14 protein-coding genes are annotated in these 18,286 nt (G+C 62.4%); 10 read left to right on the forward strand and 4 right to left on the reverse strand.

Translation table 11 applies throughout. The features are described from left to right. Positions 1 to 128: 128 nt before the first annotated feature. Positions 129 to 1,277 (forward strand): pyridoxal phosphate-dependent aminotransferase, encoded by a 1,149-nt coding sequence (locus NKG95_RS30315; protein WP_353022594.1) that lies wholly within the window; start codon positions 129 to 131, stop codon positions 1,275 to 1,277. 11 nt (positions 1,278 to 1,288) lie between these two features. After that, on the forward strand, positions 1,289 to 2,272 hold the full coding sequence (locus tag NKG95_RS30320; protein WP_353022592.1) for a glutaminase: 984 nt from the start codon (positions 1,289 to 1,291) through the stop codon (positions 2,270 to 2,272). A gap of 97 nt (positions 2,273 to 2,369) precedes the next feature. Here the strand turns inward: NKG95_RS30320 and NKG95_RS30325 are convergent, their stop codons facing one another. Further along, the gene (locus NKG95_RS30325) at positions 2,370 to 5,375 is read right to left on the reverse strand and encodes an Rne/Rng family ribonuclease (RefSeq protein WP_353043300.1); all 3,006 of its coding nucleotides are present in this window, start codon (positions 5,373 to 5,375) and stop codon (positions 2,370 to 2,372) included. Between the two features lie 667 nt (positions 5,376 to 6,042). On the opposite strand from NKG95_RS30325, the gene NKG95_RS30330 reads away from it, so the two are divergent. The 6 genes from NKG95_RS30330 (at position 6,043) to NKG95_RS30355 (ending at position 13,509) form a co-directional block, all read left to right on the forward strand. Then, a complete protein-coding gene (locus NKG95_RS30330) occupies positions 6,043 to 7,305 on the forward strand; it encodes an N-acetylmuramoyl-L-alanine amidase (protein WP_353043301.1) in 1,263 nt (420 codons plus the stop codon). Positions 7,306 to 7,519: 214 nt separating this feature from the next. Then, positions 7,520 to 9,976 carry a penicillin-binding protein 1A gene (locus NKG95_RS30335; RefSeq protein ID WP_023717485.1) on the forward strand — a complete coding sequence of 819 codons (2,457 nt, stop codon included), beginning with the start codon at positions 7,520 to 7,522 and terminating at the stop codon, positions 9,974 to 9,976. A gap of 150 nt (positions 9,977 to 10,126) precedes the next feature. Beyond that, a protein-coding gene (prfB, locus tag NKG95_RS30340; protein WP_156948021.1) for a peptide chain release factor 2 occupies positions 10,127 to 11,258 on the forward strand; the annotation gives its coding sequence in 2 pieces (ribosomal slippage) (positions 10,127 to 10,192 and positions 10,194 to 11,258; 1,131 coding nt in all). Positions 11,259 to 11,731: 473 nt separating this feature from the next. After that, complete coding sequence (locus NKG95_RS30345; protein ID WP_023717488.1) at positions 11,732 to 12,118, forward strand: hypothetical protein; 387 nt, start codon at positions 11,732 to 11,734, stop codon at positions 12,116 to 12,118. A 200-nt stretch (positions 12,119 to 12,318) separates the two neighbouring features. Continuing rightward, complete coding sequence (locus NKG95_RS30350) at positions 12,319 to 12,687, forward strand: GFA family protein (protein WP_353043302.1); 369 nt, start codon at positions 12,319 to 12,321, stop codon at positions 12,685 to 12,687. Between the two features lie 174 nt (positions 12,688 to 12,861). Continuing rightward, positions 12,862 to 13,509 (forward strand): YiaD family glycine zipper/OmpA-like lipoprotein, encoded by a 648-nt coding sequence (locus tag NKG95_RS30355; protein WP_023717490.1) that lies wholly within the window; start codon positions 12,862 to 12,864, stop codon positions 13,507 to 13,509. Positions 13,510 to 13,600: 91 nt separating this feature from the next. Here the strand turns inward: NKG95_RS30355 and NKG95_RS30360 are convergent, their stop codons facing one another. Next, entirely contained in the window at positions 13,601 to 13,873 is a 273-nt protein-coding gene (locus tag NKG95_RS30360) for a DUF2798 domain-containing protein (protein ID WP_023717491.1), read from the reverse strand. 48 nt (positions 13,874 to 13,921) lie between these two features. Further along, a complete protein-coding gene (locus NKG95_RS30365; RefSeq protein ID WP_353043303.1) occupies positions 13,922 to 14,806 on the reverse strand; it encodes an NmrA family NAD(P)-binding protein in 885 nt (294 codons plus the stop codon). A gap of 81 nt (positions 14,807 to 14,887) precedes the next feature. Here NKG95_RS30365 and NKG95_RS30370 point away from each other — a divergent pair, with 81 nt between their 5' ends. Then, positions 14,888 to 15,820: a LysR family transcriptional regulator gene (locus NKG95_RS30370; RefSeq protein ID WP_352484578.1), complete on the forward strand. Its 933-nt coding sequence runs from the start codon at positions 14,888 to 14,890 to the stop codon at positions 15,818 to 15,820. A gap of 26 nt (positions 15,821 to 15,846) precedes the next feature. Here NKG95_RS30370 and NKG95_RS30375 read toward each other — a convergent pair whose 3' ends face one another. After that, on the reverse strand, positions 15,847 to 16,089 hold the full coding sequence (locus NKG95_RS30375) for a YjiS-like domain-containing protein (protein ID WP_353043317.1): 243 nt from the start codon (positions 16,087 to 16,089) through the stop codon (positions 15,847 to 15,849). 175 nt (positions 16,090 to 16,264) lie between these two features. Between NKG95_RS30375 and NKG95_RS30380 the strand changes: the two genes are divergently transcribed. Next, a complete protein-coding gene (locus tag NKG95_RS30380; RefSeq protein WP_353043304.1) occupies positions 16,265 to 18,277 on the forward strand; it encodes a BTAD domain-containing putative transcriptional regulator in 2,013 nt (670 codons plus the stop codon). The last annotated feature ends 9 nt before the right edge of the window (positions 18,278 to 18,286 follow it).

The raw sequence follows: 18,286 nt of genomic DNA on the forward strand, positions 1-18,286 counted from the left end.
CGAGCGGGCGAAGGATGAAAAGTCGGCACCTTAAAACTTACCGAACTTGTGATCCCCACATCAATCGGGCATTTGTGCGGCGCGGCCTGCATGGCCGGCACGTGCGGACAAGTGTGGTGGATTGAAAAATGGTTGTTTCGCTTTCGCGCCGCGGCGCCGTCGAGCCGTTCCACGCCATGGACATCCTGGCCGAGGCGAATCGGCTGAAGGCCAAGGGCGTGCCGGTCGTTTCCATGGCAGTCGGCCAGCCGTCCGACCCGGCACCGGCCGGGGTTCGCGAAGCGGCGGCGAGCGCCTTGAAAGCAGGCCGCATCGGCTATACCGACGCGCTGGGCCTCGCCGGCCTGCGCAAGGCAATCGCGGCCCATTATGGCGAGCATTACGGGCTTGACGTGCCGCCCGAGCGGGTAGCCGTTACCACCGGATCGTCGGCTGCCTTCAACCTTGCCTTCCTGGCGATGTTCGATCCGGGCGACCGCGTCGCCATCGCCGCGCCGGGCTATCCGGCCTATCGCAACATCATGGCTGCGCTCGGTATCGACATCGCCGAGATCGAGCTCGACGGCGCCGCCTATCTTCATGCCGAGCACCTGAAAGCCGCGCACCGCGAAAAACCGCTGAAGGGCGCGCTGTTCGCCAGCCCGGCCAATCCGACCGGCGCGGTGATTCCCGCCGGCGATCTCGAGGCGCTGGTCAAGATGGCGCACGAGCTCGGCATCGCCGTGATCTCAGACGAAATATACCACCGGCTGGCCTATGCGGCGCCCGACACGACGGCGCTGTCTTTCGGCGCGGACGTGACGGTGATCAATTCCTTCTCGAAATATTATTGCATGACCGGCTGGCGCATCGGCTGGATGGTGCTGCCGCAGGATTTGGTGCGGCCGATCGAGCGCATCGCCCAGAGCCTCTACATCTCGCCGCCCGAACTGTCCCAGATTGCCGCGATCGAGGCGTTCAAGGCGACAGAAGAGCTGGAAGCGGTGAAGGCGCGCTATGCCTGGAACCGCGAGCTCCTGATGCAACGCCTGCCGGAGCTCGGCTTTGCTTTGGCCGCGCCCATGGACGGCGCGTTCTACGCCTTCTGCGACGTCACCAGGCACACCAACGACAGCATGGCGTTCGCGCGCAGGATGCTGGCGGAGGCGCATGTGGCGGCGACACCCGGCCGCGATTTCGATCCGCTGCAGGGCCATCGCACGATGCGCTTTTCCTACGCCGGCAGCCACGACGACATGGTCGAGGCGATGGCGCGTATCGAACGCTGGCTGAAGTAGCGGGGACGACGATGCCGGAGCTTGAACAGGCGGCGCAACGCGGACAGGTGCTCCAGCTTGAACAGGCGCCCCAGCTTGAACAGGCACTGCGCGAGGTTGCCGCCGAAATGGCGGAGCGTGCCGATCGCGGCGACGTTGCCAGCTATATTCCGCAGCTGAGCAAGATCGACCCGAAAAAATTCGGCATTGCCGCGGTGACCAATGACGGCCGCGTGCTGACCGCGGGCGACGCCGACGAGGCATTTTCGATCCAGAGCATCTCAAAGGTATTCACGCTGACGCTGGCGCTCGGCAATGTCGGCGACGCGCTATGGCAACGGGTCGGACGCGAACCGTCGGGCAATCCGTTCAACTCGATCGTCCAGCTCGAGCATGAGAACGGCATTCCGCGCAATCCGTTCATCAATGCCGGCGCCATCGTCGTTTCAGACATCCTGCTTGCCGGCCATCAGCCGCGCGAGGCGATCGGCGAGATCCTGCGCTTCATCCAGTTCCTGGCCGATGACGACACGATCATCATCGATCGCGAGGTCGCGGCGTCCGAACGTGCCACCGGCTTTCGCAATTTTGCGCTTGCCAATTACATGAAATCGTTCGGTAATCTCAATCACGCGCCGGAACTGGCGCTGGGCGTTTATTTCCACCATTGCGCGATCGCCATGAGCTGTCGGCAACTCGCCCTGGCCGGGCGCTTTCTCGCCAATGGCGGCAACAATCCGGCGACCGGGCATTCCGTCGTCTCGGCCGAGCGCGCCCGCCGCATCGGCGCGATGATGCTGACCTGCGGCCATTATGACGGCTCCGGCGACTTCGCTTTCCGTGTCGGCATTCCCGGCAAGAGCGGCGTTGGCGGCGGCATATTGGGGATCGTGCCGGGCGTCGCCTCGCTTGCGGTGTGGTCGCCTGGCCTCAATGCCAATGGCAATTCCAGGCTGGGCTCGATCGCGCTGGAGAAACTGGCGAAGATGATGAACTGGTCGATCTTCGCGCCATAGTGCCTGTCGCCTGGAATTGGCACGAAGAAATCCCTCGCAGCCAGTCGGCAGCGCGGGATTCTTTTAATCAGAAAGTCTGGCTAATACACGGAAAAGCTTAGAAAAAGCCCTTCCGCTGCCACCAGCCGGCACGCTTCGGCTTGTCCTCGGCCTTTGCTTCCTCGGTCTTTGCCTCGTCGGGGACGATCGAGGAGACGACCGGCACGACCGGAGCATCCACCGGTGCGGGTTTGCGCCGCGACGGCCGGGCTTTCGGCGTTTCCTTGCCAGCCGCCACTTCGGTCTCCTGCCGAACCGGCGCAGCGGTCTCGCCGGAAGCCACCGCCGCGGCTTCGGCGGCCGATGTCTCGGCGCCCGCAACCTCGGCAACTGCTTCCGCCGCGGCCTTCTTCGGCTTGGCGGCGCGGCGCGGCTTCTTCGGCTTTTCGGCGCTCGGCGTGTCGTCGTTCGCCGGAGCACGCACCGCAAGCTCTTCGGCCGGCGGCGCGCCTTCCGGCTCGGCGGTCACGGGCTCTGCTTCCGATACGGCACCTTCTGTCATGCCGGCCGGCTCGCCGGCGCTGGCTTCGACGCCGTCCTCACCGTCTTCACGGCGATTGCGCTTGCCGCCGCGCTTGCCGCGCCGGCGCTTCTTGCCGTGACCGTCGTCCGCCGCTTCCGCAGTTTCGGCAACACCGGCCGGCGCTTCACGTTCCGCTTCCGCGCCTTGCTCGGCGGCGGCTACGAGGGCATCGTCGGTCGGCGCCGAAACGGAAGCACCTTCCCCGGCAGCGGCCTGTTCACGATCCCCGTGTTCACGATCCCCGTGTTCGCGATCCCCGTGTTCGCGATCCCCGTGTTCGCGATCCTTGCCGCCGCGCCGTCTGCGGCGCTTGCGGCGCTTGCGATCGCGGCCTTCGCCGTCCTCGCCGGACCTTGGCTGCTGCGGCTGCTGGGCAGGGCGTGGCTGCTCAGCCTGCACCGGTGCCTCCTCTTCCTCCTCGATGACGATCTCGTCCTCGGGTTCTTCCGGCTCGACATAGGCCGGGAACGTGCGGGCCTCGACAAAGCCTTCCGGCTTTTCGGCCAGCGCGCCGCGGAAGATGGCATAGTGTTGTGCACCGACCGTGTCATCGGCTTCGATGGTGATGGTCACGCCGAAGCGGTGCTCGAATTCCACCAGCGTGCCACGCTTGTGATTGAGCACATAGAGCGCGGTCGCTGCCGGCGTCCGCACCGTGATGTGGCTGCGCGAATCCTTGAGCAGGAATTCCTCGATCGCACGCACCACCATCAGCGCAACCGACGAATCGGAGCGCACATGGCCGGTGCCGCCGCAATGCGGGCAAGGCTTCATCGTCGATTCCAGAACGCTGGCACGGATGCGCTGGCGCGACATCTCCATCAGGCCGAAATGCGAGATGCGGCCGACCTGGATGCGGGCGCGGTCGTTCTTGAGGTGATCCTTCAGCCGCTTCTCGACGGAGCGGTTGTTGCGGTTCTCCTCCATGTCGATGAAGTCGATGACGATCAGGCCGGCGAGATCGCGTAGCCTCAATTGCCGGGCGACTTCCTCGGCGGCTTCCAGATTGGTGTGAAGCGCGGTGTCCTCGATCGAGTGCTCCTTGGTGGAACGGCCCGAATTGACGTCGATGGCGACCAGCGCTTCCGTCTGGTTGATGATGATGTAGCCGCCGCTCTTCAGCGTCACCTGCGGCTGCAGCATGCGGTCGAGCTGTGCTTCGATGCCGTTGCGCACAAAGATCGGCGTCGTGTCGCGGAACGGCTGTACCACCTTGGCGTGGCTCGGCATCAGCATGCGCATGAAATCCTTGGCCTCGCGGTAGCCTTCTTCGCCGGAAACCAGGATCTCGTCGATATCCTTGTTGTAGAGGTCGCGCACCGACCGCTTGATCAGGCTGCCTTCCTCATAAACCAGGGCAGGGGCCGTGGATTGAAGCGTCAGATTGCGGACATTTTCCCAAAGCCGCATCAAATATTCGTAGTCGCGCTTGATCTCTGCCTTGGTGCGGCTTTCGCCGGCCGTACGCAGGATGACGCCCATGCCTTGCGGCACTTCGAGATCGGCGACCACTTCCTTCAGCCGCTTGCGGTCCTGCGCATTGGTGATCTTGCGCGAAATGCCGCCGCCGCGCGCCGTGTTCGGCATCAGCACCGAATAGCGGCCGGCCAGCGACAGGTAGGTGGTCAGCGCTGCACCCTTGTTGCCGCGCTCTTCCTTGACGACCTGCACCAGCAGGATCTGCCGGCGCTTGATCACTTCCTGGATCTTGTACTGGCGGCGCACCGGCTTGCGGCGGTTGCGCACTTCTTCCAGCGCGTCTTCGGCGCCGACCGATTCGACCTCGTGATCGTCCGAATGCGAGGATTGCACCTCCTCCAGCATGCCGCGATCATTGTCTTCGGACGTCGCTTCGCCGCTCGTCTCGGCCCCGCCTGTCTCGACCTCCCTTGTCTCTACTTGCGGGACGGCTTCCGAGATTACGTCGGCGTCGACGCTGGCAGCGATGGAACTGGATCCGCCTTCGGACGGCTCGGTCTCGCCGCTATCGGCGACTTCATCACTCTGTCCGGCGGCATCCTCGCTCTGTCCGACAGTATCGGACATGGTGTCGCCGCCGTCGGCAGCGGCATCCAGGTTCTCTGCGACGGCATCTTCGCCGCTCTCGCCATTCTCACCGTCGGACGCGCCTGCCTCGCGCCTGTGCTCGCCGCGGTCGCGGCTCTTGCCGCCACGCCGGCGTCCGCGCTTGCCGCGGTCGCGGCTCTGGCGGTCGTCGCCCTCGGCGGCTTCCTCGTCCTCTTCGTCCTGGGCTTCCTGTGCTTCCGCACGCAGCAGCGCCTGACGGTCGGCGACCGGAATCTGGTAATAGTCGGGGTGTATTTCACTGAAGGCGAGGAAACCGTGACGGTTGCCGCCATATTCGACGAAGGCTGCCTGGAGGGAAGGTTCGACGCGCGTTACGCGGGCGAGATAGATGTTTCCTTTGAGCTGCTTCTTGTCCTGGGATTCAAAGTCGAATTCTTCAATACGGTTACCGCGAACGACGACAACGCGTGTTTCCTCCGGGTGGGAGGCGTCTATCAGCATTTTGTTGGGCATTATTTCGTTTCCCCCCGGCAGCCGTCGGCCGCAGCTTGCGGGGCAATGCCCGCTGCCGTGGACCTGGAACATGGGTGCCGGACAATTGAACGTCCGCCGGCCGCTGCCTGAGCGCCATGGCGGTGCCGCCCGCAGCCGTAGTGGCGCGGTTTGTTGCGGACCTTTCCATGATTGCGCTTGAAGCCATCGTAACCAGCAGAACCTTTTGAACCAAAGCCCGGGAAAAACCGGACCAGCTTGTTTGCTCATACAGAGCCGGCGCGGGACAATCCCGGCCGTTTTGCTCACGCAGGCGATTCCCCCGCCACGGGAGCACGCCTGCGAAAATCGTCGCGATCACCGATGCCTTCTTCGCCTGAAGCGAAAGGAGCCGTCTTGCGTCTGACCTGTAGCAGGAAGCTGCGGAGGAGGACGGTTCCAGGATTGCAGTGATCCACCATCGCTTTTATGATTTGGCGGGTTGGAAGGCAACCCCGATTCCCGACGCCGGCAAAAAGCCGTTCCGCAACGGAAGCCCAGGTTCCAAGCCTTCCATGAAAAGGCTTGGTTAACCTTCTCTGGATACCAATCGTTAATCGAGTTCGCGGCCTGCCGGCACTTTGACAAGCAATAGGGCACTTTGACGAACGATCGGGCATGACGCCAAACAGGAGCGACTGGTAGAAAGATGGGACTGGCAGGCTTCGCAGACAAGGGCCGTCATCATGGAGGCTGGTTGTTCCGCACCGCCTGCCTGCTGCCGCTGATCCTGGCTTGCCTAGTCTTTCCGCCACTTTCGCGTGCTGCCGACGTACCGATCGGCGCCACAAGCTACAAGATGGCCGGCGATGCCACCAAGATGCGCATCGTCATCAATTTCGACCGCGATCCCGACATCAAATGGTTCCTGCTGCGCGGCCCCAATCGTCTGGTCATCGATCTGCCGGCCACGAGATTCGCCCTAAATGCCAAGGATGTGAAGCCGCGCGGCCTTGTCCGCGCCGTGCGTTACGGCGGACTCGGCGAGGGAAAATCGCGGCTGGTTCTCACCGGCAAGGGACCGTTCGCCGTCGACAATCTCGACGTGCTGAAGAACGATGACGGCAGTGGCTACCGCATCGCCATCGACATGTCGGCGGCGTCGCAGCGGGAATTCGATGCAGCGCTCGCCAATCAGGCGCTGACCACCGGCTCGACAGTCTCTGCCGACAAGGCCGGCAGGGTCGGTACCGGGCCGGTCTCCAATCCGGGCCATCGTTTCACCGTCGTCGTCGATCCCGGCCACGGCGGCATCGACGGTGGTGCGGAGGGCCTGAACGGCACTGTCGAGAAGAACGTGACGCTCGGCTTTGCCATGGAACTGCGCGACAAGCTCGCCGCCAGCGGCAAATATGACGTGTTCCTGACGCGCGAAACGGACGAGTTCCTGCGGCTCGACGATCGCGTGCGCATTGCTCGCCAGCATGAGGCCGACCTGCTCATCTCGATCCATGCCGACACGATCAGCCTCAAGGGCATTCGCGGCGCAACCGTCTACACCGTGTCCGACAAGGCTTCCGATCCCGAGGCACAGGCGCTTGCCGACCGTGAAAATCTTTCCGACCAGTTCGCCGGCATGGAGATCAAGGACGACAGCAAGGAAGTGACCGATATCCTGATCGACCTGATCCGCCGCGAGACGCATAATTTTTCGATGAGCTTCGCTCACACTCTTGTCGGCCAGCTTTCCACCAGCGTCGGTCTGATCAACAACCCGCAGCGTTCTGCCGGCTTCAAGGTGCTGAAGGCGCCGGACGTTCCGTCCGTGCTGGTCGAACTCGGCTATCTGTCGAACGCCAAGGACGAAGCGCAGTTGCTCAGCGCCGATTGGCGCAACAAGGCGACCCAAAGCATAACCAACGCCGTTGCACTGTTTGCTTCGGCCAAGAGCGGAACGGGGGCCGGAGGCTGAAATGCCCGCCGGCGCCCACAACCTGAGGCAGCGTTGCACGGCGACAACACCCTGTGCTTTTATTTCCGGCATTCGAAACCGAAATTCCACGCTGCCGTATTTTGCCCACATGGTCGCGACATGGCTTTTGCGATTACGGGTTGGGATCGTCCCGAAAGCTTGCGTGAAGGGCGGCTTCGTTTAGGAAATTCCCGAACCAAGGACTGGAGCGGGTATGATTCGTCTCATTGGCTATTTCTTCGGCATCGGCACGACGCTGGCCCTTTTGGTCGCGGCGGGCGTGGCGATCTATATCGGCCATTTGTCGAAGGACCTGCCCGATTACGAGGTGCTGGCCAAATACGAGCCGCCGGTGACGACCCGCATCCACGCGTCGGATGGCGCGCTGATGGCCGAATATGCGCGTGAGCGGCGGCTTTATCTGCCGATTCAGGCGATCCCGGATCGAGTCAAGGCGGCCTTCCTGTCGGCCGAGGACAAGAACTTTTACAATCATCCCGGCATCGACGTGACCGGCCTTGGCCGCGCCATTGTCGTCAACCTGCAGAATCTTGGCTCGGGAAAGCGCCAGGTCGGCGCCTCGACCATCACCCAGCAGGTGGCGAAGAACTTCCTGTTGTCTTCAGACCAGACCTACGAGCGCAAGATCAAGGAGATGATCCTCGCCTTCCGCATCGAGCAGGCCTATTCGAAGGATCGCATTCTCGAGCTCTATCTCAACGAGATTTTCTTCGGTTTCGGTGCCTATGGCGTCGCCGGTGCTGCGCTCACCTATTTCGACAAATCGGTGAACGAGCTCACCGTGGCCGAGGCTGCCTATCTTGCCTCTCTGCCGAAGGGGCCGAACAACTATCATCCCTTCAAGCATGCCGATCGCGCCTTGGAGCGCCGCAACTGGGTCATCGACCAGATGGTCGAGAACGGTTACGTCACCCATGAAGAAGGCGAGAAGGCCAAGGCCGAGCCGCTCGGCGTCACGCCGCGCCGCACCGGCAACTATCTCTTCGCCGGGGAATATTTCACCGAGGAAGTGCGTCGCCAGATCATCGCGCGCTACGGCGAGAATGCGCTCTACGAGGGCGGCCTTTCCGTCCGTACCACGCTCGATCCGAAGATGCAGTTGATTGCCCGCAAGGCCATGCAGAACGGTCTCATGAAGTTCGATACGCTGCGCGGCTACCGCGGGCCGGTCACGAGCATCGATGTTTCCGGCGACTGGGGCGTGCCGCTGGGCAACGTCAAGCGACTGGAGGACGTGCCGGAATGGTCGCTTGCCGTCGTGCTCGATAGCTCGGCCACCGGCCTGTCCATCGGCCTGCAGCCGACGCGCCAGATCTCCGGCGAAATCGTCAAGGACCGCCTCGAAGGCACCGTCAGCAAGGAAGACATGAGCTTCGCCATGCGCCACGTGGTCGACGGCAAAACCGTCAAGGCGAAGTCGCCGGCCGACGTGCTGAAGCCGGGCGACGTGATTTTCGTGCAGAGGAACGACGGCTCGGACAACAGCTACAGCTTGCGCCAGGTTCCCGAAGTGGAAGGCGGCCTGATCGCCATGGATCCGCATACCGGACGCGTCCTGGCCATGGTCGGCGGTTTCTCCTATGCGCAGTCGGAGTTCAACCGGGCGACGCAGGCCATGCGCCAGCCGGGGTCGTCGTTCAAGCCGATCGTTTATTCGGCCGCCCTCGACAATGGCTATACGCCCGCCTCTGTGATCATGGACGGGCCGATCACCATCCAGAGCGGCAACACGACCTGGACGCCCAAGAATTACGACGGAACGGTGGCCGGTCCGGCGACCTTGCGCTCCGGCATCGAGAAATCGCGCAATCTGATGACGGTGCGGCTTGCCAACGACATGGGCATGAAACTGGTCGTGGAGTATGCCGAGCGTTTCGGCGTCTACGACCATCTCGCGCCGTATCTGCCGATGGCGCTGGGTTCCGGCGAGACGACGGTGATGCGCATGGTATCGGCCTATTCGATCATGGCCAATGGCGGCAAGTCGATCAAGCCGTCGCTGATCGACCGCATCCAGGACCGCTACGGCAAGACCGTCTTTAGGCAGGACGAACGCGGCTGCTCAAACTGCAACGCCGCAGAATGGCAGAACCAGCCAGAGCCGGAGTTGGTCGACAATTCCGAGCAGGTGCTCGATCCGATGACCGCCTACCAGATCACATCGATGATGGAGGGCGTCGTTCAACGCGGTACCGGCGCCACCATCAACGAACTCGGCCGTCACATCGCCGGCAAGACCGGAACGACCAACGACGAAAAGGATGCCTGGTTCATCGGCTATACGCCGAACCTCGTTGTCGGCCTTTATATGGGCTACGATCAGCCGAAAGGTCTTGGCAAGGGCGCGACCGGCGGCGGCCTTGCCGCGCCGATCTTCAAGGATTTCATGCGCGTAGCGCTGGACGGCACGCCCAATGTCGACTTCAAGGTTCCCGAAGGCATGAAGCTGATTGCGATCAATCGCAAGACCGGCATGCGGGCCAACGAGGGTGACGCCGGAACCATCATCGAAGCCTTCAAGCCGGGTACCGGTCCCGCCGACAGCTATTGGGTGATCGGCATGGGTGCGGACGGCTCCAACGCCACCGGCGGGGCGCTGTCGCCGCAGGCCAACCAGGCTATCCAGTCGGGCGGCGGCGGGCTCTACTGACAATCGTTACATCCGGTCGGGCCGGCTTGACGATCATGGTCGAGCCGGCCCATCCCGCTTTACAGGGGCCGGTGCTTTACAGGGGACATTGCCGTCCCTATGTATCGCGCCACCAAACCGCCATTCAGCAACAGGACAGAACAGCCAGCCATGCGCGCGGAAACGCAAAATATTGTCGACGAGATCAGGCAGGCGATCACCCTGCTGAGGAGGCATCTTTGACTGGGACCAGGCCATAAAGCGGCTTGAGTACCTGAATGTCCGCGCCGAGGATTCGAGCCTCTGGAACGAGCCGTTGGAAGCGCAAAAGCTGATGCGCGAGCGTCAGGGCCTCGAGGAAGGCATTGCCGCGGTCAAAGGCCTCACCCAGGCTCTGGAAGACAATATCGGCCTGATCGAGCTTGGCGAGGAAGAGGGCGACGAGGGCGTCGTCGCGGAGGCCGAGGCGGCGATCCGCTCGATGCGCGGCGAGGCCAAGGCGCGCCAGATCGAAACGCTGCTGTCGGGCGAGGCGGACGCCAACGATAGCTATCTGGAAGTCCATGCCGGCGCCGGCGGCACCGAAAGCCAGGACTGGGCCTCGATGCTTCTGCGCATGTATACGCGCTGGGCCGAGCGCCGCCGCTTCAAGGTCGAGGTGCTGGAAGTGCATGACGGCGAAGAGGCCGGCATCAAGTCAGCCACGCTGCTGATCAAGGGCCACAACGCCTATGGCTGGCTGAAGACGGAATCCGGCGTGCATCGTCTCGTGCGTATTTCGCCCTACGACAGCAATGCGCGCCGCCACACCTCGTTCGCCAGCGTCTGGGTCTATCCCGTCATCGACGATACGATCGACATCGACGTTTCCGAATCTGACGTCCGTATCGACACGTATCGTTCTTCGGGATCGGGCGGCCAGCATGTCAACACCACCGATTCGGCGGTCCGCATCACCCATCTCGCCACCGGCATCGCGGTTGCCTGCCAGGCGGAGCGCTCCCAGCACAAGAACAAGGCCAAGGCCTGGGAAATGCTGCGCTCGCGGCTTTACGAGGAAGAGCTGAAGAAACGCGAAGCGGTGGCGAACGCCACCGAAGCGTCGAAGAGCGATATTGGCTGGGGCCACCAGATACGGTCCTACGTGCTGCAGCCCTATCAGCTGGTGAAAGATCTGCGCACCGGCGTCGAGAGCACCAGCCCGTCGAGCGTGCTCGACGGCGACCTCGACGATTTCATGGAGGCCTCGCTGTCGCAGCGCATCGAGGGTGGCGCCGGAGAAACGGTGGCCGACATCGACTGAAGGCGGGCACCAACCCGGCAATTTCAGTCCATCACGCGAGAGTTACGGCCACGGCGCGAGAGTGACGAGTTCTCAGCTTGAACTTACCTGTCGTTCTACAACTTTGTTTTTCATCGGAATTTCCAAAATCGATTTCCGCTTTTGACGCGAATGCTTCGAGCCTGCCGGTGCCGAGCCCGGAACCACTGCGAGCCGAATTCCGTTATTGGCAACCCTCGCTGCCGGGGGTGATCGTACCAGTCTCGTCAACCCGGCCGGCAGGCTGGTTCCGGCCGCAGAGGTCGGCGCTCGGTTTGCGACAGCAATTCCTTGCGCCGACCAAGGAATCAGCCCAGCATCCAAGCGCTGGGGAGGAAAAAAGCATTTATGGCCGGGCGCGGCGTATCTGCGACCTGACGATCCGGCCACTGGGAAGACACGTTCCGGGAACGGGCAAGCGAGATGCTTGACAACCGTTGATAGGAACTGCGCCCATGCCTGCTCTTACAACCAGACCGGCCCATGCCGTTCACACGGCGCGCCGATTTCTGAATTCCCTTGTCGCGGCAGTGGTTTTGATAGCTGCCGCGATGCCATTCGCGGCGCCTGCTCTGGCGCATGATGCCAAGCCGACCGCGGCGATGCCGCAAGGCTGGAGCTATCCGTTCTCCTGCTGCTCGGGCTATGACTGCCGCGAGGTTGCGCCGATATCTATCGGCGAGCGCCCCGAAGGCTATGTCATCAAGGGGACAGGCGAAGTCGTGGCCTATAGCGACAAGCGCATCAAGAATTCGCCCGACGGCGCATATCACTGGTGCTCGGTCGCTGGCGCCAATGACGGAAAGACCATCTGTCTGTTCGTGCCGCCATCGTCCTATTGATGCATGTCGCCCCCAAAAGCTTGCCCTTGGGCTTGACCCGAGGGTGTGCAGGGTTTTTGGGATCGACACGCCCTCGATTGGGTTACAACACTTTTGAAACTGCGCATTGCAGACGACAGATCTGCTGACGGAGAGTTGTCAGGAGCGTTTCTTTATGGTGCCTTGCCGTAGGGGCGGCGGGCATTGTGAGGGACTAATCCATGACCATCAAGGCAAGCTGCCACTGCAAGGCGACCACGTTCGAGGTTTCGCAAGCGCCGCAGACGGTGACGCGATGCACCTGTTCCTTCTGTTCGAAACGCGGTTCGTTGTGGGCCTATTACGCCCCATCGCAATTCAGACTCACCAGCCCGCCGGAGAATGTTTCGTTCTACCAGTGGGGATCGAAAACCATAAAACACGGTTTTTGCGCCACCTGCGGCTGCGGCACCTTCACCGAGACGCCGGACTGGTCGACAGGCGAGCCGAATTTCGACAATCCGAAGATCAGTGTGAATTCGCGGCTGTTCGACGATTTCGATCTCGACAAGGTCGAAGTGGTGGTCATCGACGGCAAGAATCTCTGGTAGCCGGTCGAATTGCGGTGGTCGCGCGAGCCGCTGCAGGGGTGTGGAATTGAGCCGGGGAAAGCGGCGGCAGCGGCTTTTGCTGGTCCGCTTTTCGCCGCATTTCATGTTACAAGTCGCTGGAAGGGCTGATGCGGTACGCCGTTGCGCGGCCGTGGAATGGAGAGGGACCACCATATGAAAAAGATTGTGCTCGCCGTCGTGGCGACGGCTGTGCTTGTGAGCGCATGCACCACCGATCCCTACACCGGGGAGCAGAAGGTTTCCAACACCGCTGCCGGCGCCGGTCTGGGAGCGCTGGCGGGTGCCGGGCTCGGTATGCTTGCCGGCGGCAACGACCGCCGCAACGCGCTGATCGGCGCCGGCATCGGTGCGCTTGCCGGCGGCGCCATCGGCGCCACCATGGACCAGAACGAGGCCGAACTGCGCCGGCAGCTTGAGGGCACCGGCGTCAGCGTCACCCGCACCGGCGACCAGATCATCCTCAACATGCCGTCCGACATCACCTTCAACGTCGACCAGGATGCGGTGAAGGCTGGTTTCTATCCGGTGCTGAATTCGGTTGCCCTTGTGCTGAAAAAGTTCCGGCAGACCACCGTCGACGTGTTCGGCCACACCGACTCGACCGGCGGCGACGAGCACAATTTCGACCTGTCGCAGCGCCGCGCCCTGGCGGTCGCCAACTATCTGTCCGGGCAGGGCGTCGATTCCCGCCGCTTCGCCGTCACCGGCTTCGGCAAGACGCGTCCGATCGCCTCCAATGCGACCGCTGCCGGCCGGGCACAGAACCGCCGCGTCGAGATCCAGCTGTCGCCGCTCACCTGAGGCAAGCGCATGAACCGAGAGCGGCCCCGTACGGGGCCGCTCTTATGGTTATGCCGGACCGCCCGGCCGCCGGCGCTCTTCGTTCGTGATATCAGGACCGGGCCGGCTGATCGACAATCGCGGCAACGATCCGGCGCACGATCGGAAGCACAATCAGCAGGCTGGGAAACGCAACAAGCCATGAAGCGCCCCATGCATAGCTCCAGGCCGCAATAAACCCGTCCGTCCAGCCTGCGCCGATTGCCGTCGAAACCGCCGAGACAATCGAGGACATCAGAATCGAAAGAACCAACGGCATCACCACCGCGCCGTAGGAGGGCGGCAGCTTTCTCAATTTGAAGGCTCGGTCCGGTGATGCTTGCATCGAAATCTCCTAATCAGAAAGTGTGCGTAAGCGTTATTGTGAGGACGATCAGGCGGCATGTGCCACCGGCAGCGCCAATTCCCGAATGAAGCTTCGCAGCGAACGCGGCTCGCGGCCAAGCGCGGCGCGCAACGCCAGGCTGTTCCCGCCGAGGCCGTATTTGGCGTAGTGGCTGTGTACTTTGGCCAGCATCTGCAACTGCCGGTCGGTATAGGGAAGGCGGGCTTTCGCCGCCCAGTCCTGAAATGTCGGCTCGCCTGCTGAAACCGGCCGGCCAAGCGCCTCGCTCATCATGGCAACGACCTCTTCGCGGCTGTGCATACCGTCGGCGCACAGCTCGAGGGTCGCATAGGACAAACGCGTTTCGGTCAGTGCGATCGCTGCCACTTCAGCCACGTCGCGATAGTCGACGCGGGCCAGCTTCGCCGTCTTTGGAAACGGCTCGGCGAAAACGCCATGCTCGACGACGGACGGCCAGGCCGCCGCGATATTTTGCATGAAATTGGCCGGGTGCAGAATGGTGTATTCCATGTTCGTCGAATAGAGGGCAGCTTCGACCGGTACCTTGCTTGCATGGTTTTCCAGCCTCGTATTGGTGGGCTGGATCACAGATGAGAAGACGAATTTCCGAACGCCTGCTCGCGCCGCTGCCTCAACCATGGCAACCCCCATGGCGGCTTCGTCGGGAGCAAAGGCCGGCCCGATGTGGAAGACACCGTCGACACCTTCGACGGCCTGTTCAAGGCTTTGATGGTTGCGCAGATCACCGATCGCGATCTCGGATGCCCCGGCTTTCCGGGCTTTTTCGGCAGCCGCGGCGTCACGAACAAGCGCTCTAACCCTGGCATTGCGGCGGGCGAGTTCAGGCACCACCAAACCGGCAACGCGGCCTGCGGCGCCTACGACCAGGACGGTTGGACTGGGTGTTCGCATGACGATCTCCTTCCCTCGAGTCTGCCTTTCGGCCTGTGCAGGGAAGATAAAATCTAGCGAACTGCGTTACAATTGATCGATGTGGCGATAGTTTATCCCGATTTTCGGGAGAAATACGCGATGAGCCGGATAGATGATTTCGAAGCCTTCATTGCCATTGTCGAGCATGGCAGCCTGACGGCTGCCGCACGCCGGCTGAACCGCTCACTGCAGTCGGTCAGTCGGTCTTTGGCGACATTGGAGGAATCCATCGGGGTCGAGCTTCTGCACAGGACGACGCGCCGCTCGACGCCGAGCGAAGCCGGTGCGGCCTTTTTCCAACGCATCAAGCCCGCCATCGAGGAAATAAACGAAGCCAGGCTTCAGGCGGCCAACCGACGATCCGAGCCGTCCGGCATCCTGCGTGTGAGTGCCCCGGTTCTGTTCGGCCCGGATTTCCTGATGCCGGTCATCGCCGACTATATGCGGACATATCCCCAGGTTGAGGTTGACCTCCAGCTTTCCGATGAATTTGTCGATCTGGATGCCGTGGGTCTCGATCTGGCGGTCCGGATCGGCGATTTGCCGGATTCCAGTCTACGGGCGAAGCGGCTGGGGGCGTTGCGGCGCGTCGTGTTCGGCGCACCTGCCTACTTTCGACAACGCGGCCGACCGGCCCATCCGCTTGAATTGCGTGAGCATGAATGCATCGTACGAACTGTTGACGGCCGCCCGGGCGAATGGATGTTTCAGATTGAAGGCAAGCCCCGGCCGGTGAAGGTCGCGGGCACCTTCCGGTCCAATTTGATGATATCGATCTATGCAGCCGCGGTTCACGGCTTGGGTCTGGGCTACTCCCCGCTTTGGCAGGTAAAACACCTGGTGGACGATGGCCGCCTGGAACTGGTTCTGACCGAATTCGAGCCGGTGCCGGTGCCGATACACGCCGTGTGGCCGGAAGGCAGGTCGTCCTCGGCCAAAGTACGCGCTTTTCTGGACCTGTTGGCATCTCGCCTGGAGCTCAGGAACCTTTAGGGCCCAAACCAAACTGAGCGCCGATCTTACCTCATCGATATCAAGTTCGTGATCAGAACTGCCTTGACGGCGTCGAGTGCTGGTTGATGGACCTCCAAATGACCGATGTCCTTCAGCTGATCGATCGTCAAATCTGCCAGTGCCCTGCGTCTTACGGCGGTCCGCCGCCATCTCGTGAAGGCAGCGATCATCATTGCTGCGCTTTTCAAGCCAGACCCAAGCAAGCGTTTGGACATGCCGCGGGCGGCGCGAGTTTCCCTGTGAGCCATTGTTTTGGTCTCCCATTTCGAGTTTGCGGATGGGAGCGTGCCACGCAGGCGTTTTCGGGCTGTTCGGCTGTGCGTGAACAACTGGGAGAAGTCCGACGATCCGCCGTTAAATCGGTGTTAAATCGATCCACCGAGATGCTATTCTGTCGCTGCGGTCGAAGTCTGGAGACGATTTGTGCGCATCCGGTTGCTTGGTGGCCTGGAGGTTACTTCCCCGGAGCGCCGGCCCGTCCGGTTCGCCACACGCAAGACTTCGCTTCTTTTTGCTGCTCTGGTTCTCGCAGGCCGCCGCGGCCATCGTCGCGAGCAGCTTTCCGAAGCCTTTTGGCCGGGGCGAAGCAATGGTCAGGCCCGCAATAGTTTGCGTCAGGCGCTGGTCGACATCAGGCGCACGTTCCCCGCCAGCTCGGATGCAACCGTCTACATCGATGGGGATCAGGAAACCATCGCGCTTATTGCCGGTCCGGATGAGGCGGACATCTCGATCTTCGACCGGAAGCTGGAGGAGGGCCGGACCACTGATCTCGCCTTCGCCGCCGATATCTACCGCGGTGAGTTGCTTGCCGGGCAAGCCATTCCTGACGAACTGGACGAGTGGTTTGGACCCTATCTGAGCAGGTATCAGCGCAAGGCGCTGCAGTTGGTCGATCGGCTGAGCCTGGCGCTGCCCGCACCCGGCTCAGCGGAAGAGACGGCCTGCGAAGGGCTCGCGGAGAGATTGCTCGCCTCGGATCCGACGGCGGAGGCGGCCCATCGGGCGCTGATCCGGATCCACGCTCATCGAGGTCACGAAAACGCCGCCTTGCGCCAGTTCGAGCTGTGTCGGGCAGCTTTGAAAAAACATCTGGATGCAGAGCCTGAGGAGCAGACAAGCTCGCTGGCGGCTTCTCTGCAGTCCCGTGAACGACCTGAACGTCCGCGGCCGGAGCCAAGCTCCGGCGTCGCATCACTGGCGCAGGTTCTGGCGGCCCCGACGAGGCGCGACGACCACCCATCGGTAGCGGTGCTGCCGTTTCAGAATCTAAGCGGTGATATGGAGCAGGAATATTTTGCCGACGGTATGGTGGAAGATATTGTCACGGCCTTGGCTCACTTTCGTCACCTGTTCGTAGTCGCACGGAATTCGAGCTTCACCTACAGGGGACGGTCCGTAGACATAGAGCAGGTCGGGCGTGAGCTGGGCGTGCGCTATGTGGTCGAGGGAAGTGTTCGCCGGGCTGGCGACCGCCTGCGCATCGCCGGGCAGCTCATCGACACCTCGACAGGGGCCTATCTCTGGGCCGACCGTTTTGACGGAGCGCTCGCCGAAGTCTTCGATCTGCAGGACCAGGTCGCCTCGAGCATTGTCGGCGCAATCACACCGAAAATGGAGGAGGCTGAGATCGAGCGTGCCAAACGCAAACCGACGGAAAGCCTCGACGCCTATGACTACTATCTCCGCGGGCTGGCGGCCTTTGACCGGACGATCACTAGTAGATCGGCCATTGACGATGCCTTGCGCCTCTTCATGAAGGCGATCGACCGTGACCCGGAGTTTGCCGCAGCCTATGCGCGGGCGGCGCGGTGCTACGCTACCCGAAAAAGCAACGGCTGGATGGTCGACCGCGCGAAAGAGAATGCCGAGGCTACTCGACTGGCCAGGAGAGCGGTCGAACTCGGAAGGGACGATGCGATTGCGCTTTCCTTCGGTGGATACGTGCTCGGCTACGTAGGTGGCGACCTTGACGACAGTGCGGCTTGCATCGATCGCGCGCTCGTTCTCAACCCGAATCTAGCGGCCGCGTGGGGCCTAAGCAGCTGGGTCAGGGCTTGCTTTGGCGAGCCAGGCAAGGCCGTCGAGCACGCCGCGCTTGCCATGCGCCTAAGCCCATTGGATCCACGCCTGTTCGCTTGGCAATTCAACACCGGGCTCGCTCATTTTTGTGCCGGCCACTACGATGACGCTGCCACTTGGGCGGGAAAGTCGCTGCGGTACCAACCGAACTACGTGAGCGCGATGCGTGTAGTGGCGGCGAGTCATGCCCTTGCGGGGCGCCTGTCGGAAGCGCAGCAGATGATGGCCCAGGTCTGCGAGCTCGATCCCTCGCTGCGGCTTTCGAATCTCGCCGAGGTGCTGCCGCCGTTTTATCGACCGGACGATCGCAGCAGGTACATCGAAGGCCTTCGCAAGGCGGGCCTGCCGGACTAACGCCATCTC

The sequence above is a fragment of the Mesorhizobium sp. M1423 genome, assembly GCF_040317575.1.
Lineage (GTDB): Bacteria > Pseudomonadota > Alphaproteobacteria > Rhizobiales > Rhizobiaceae > Mesorhizobium.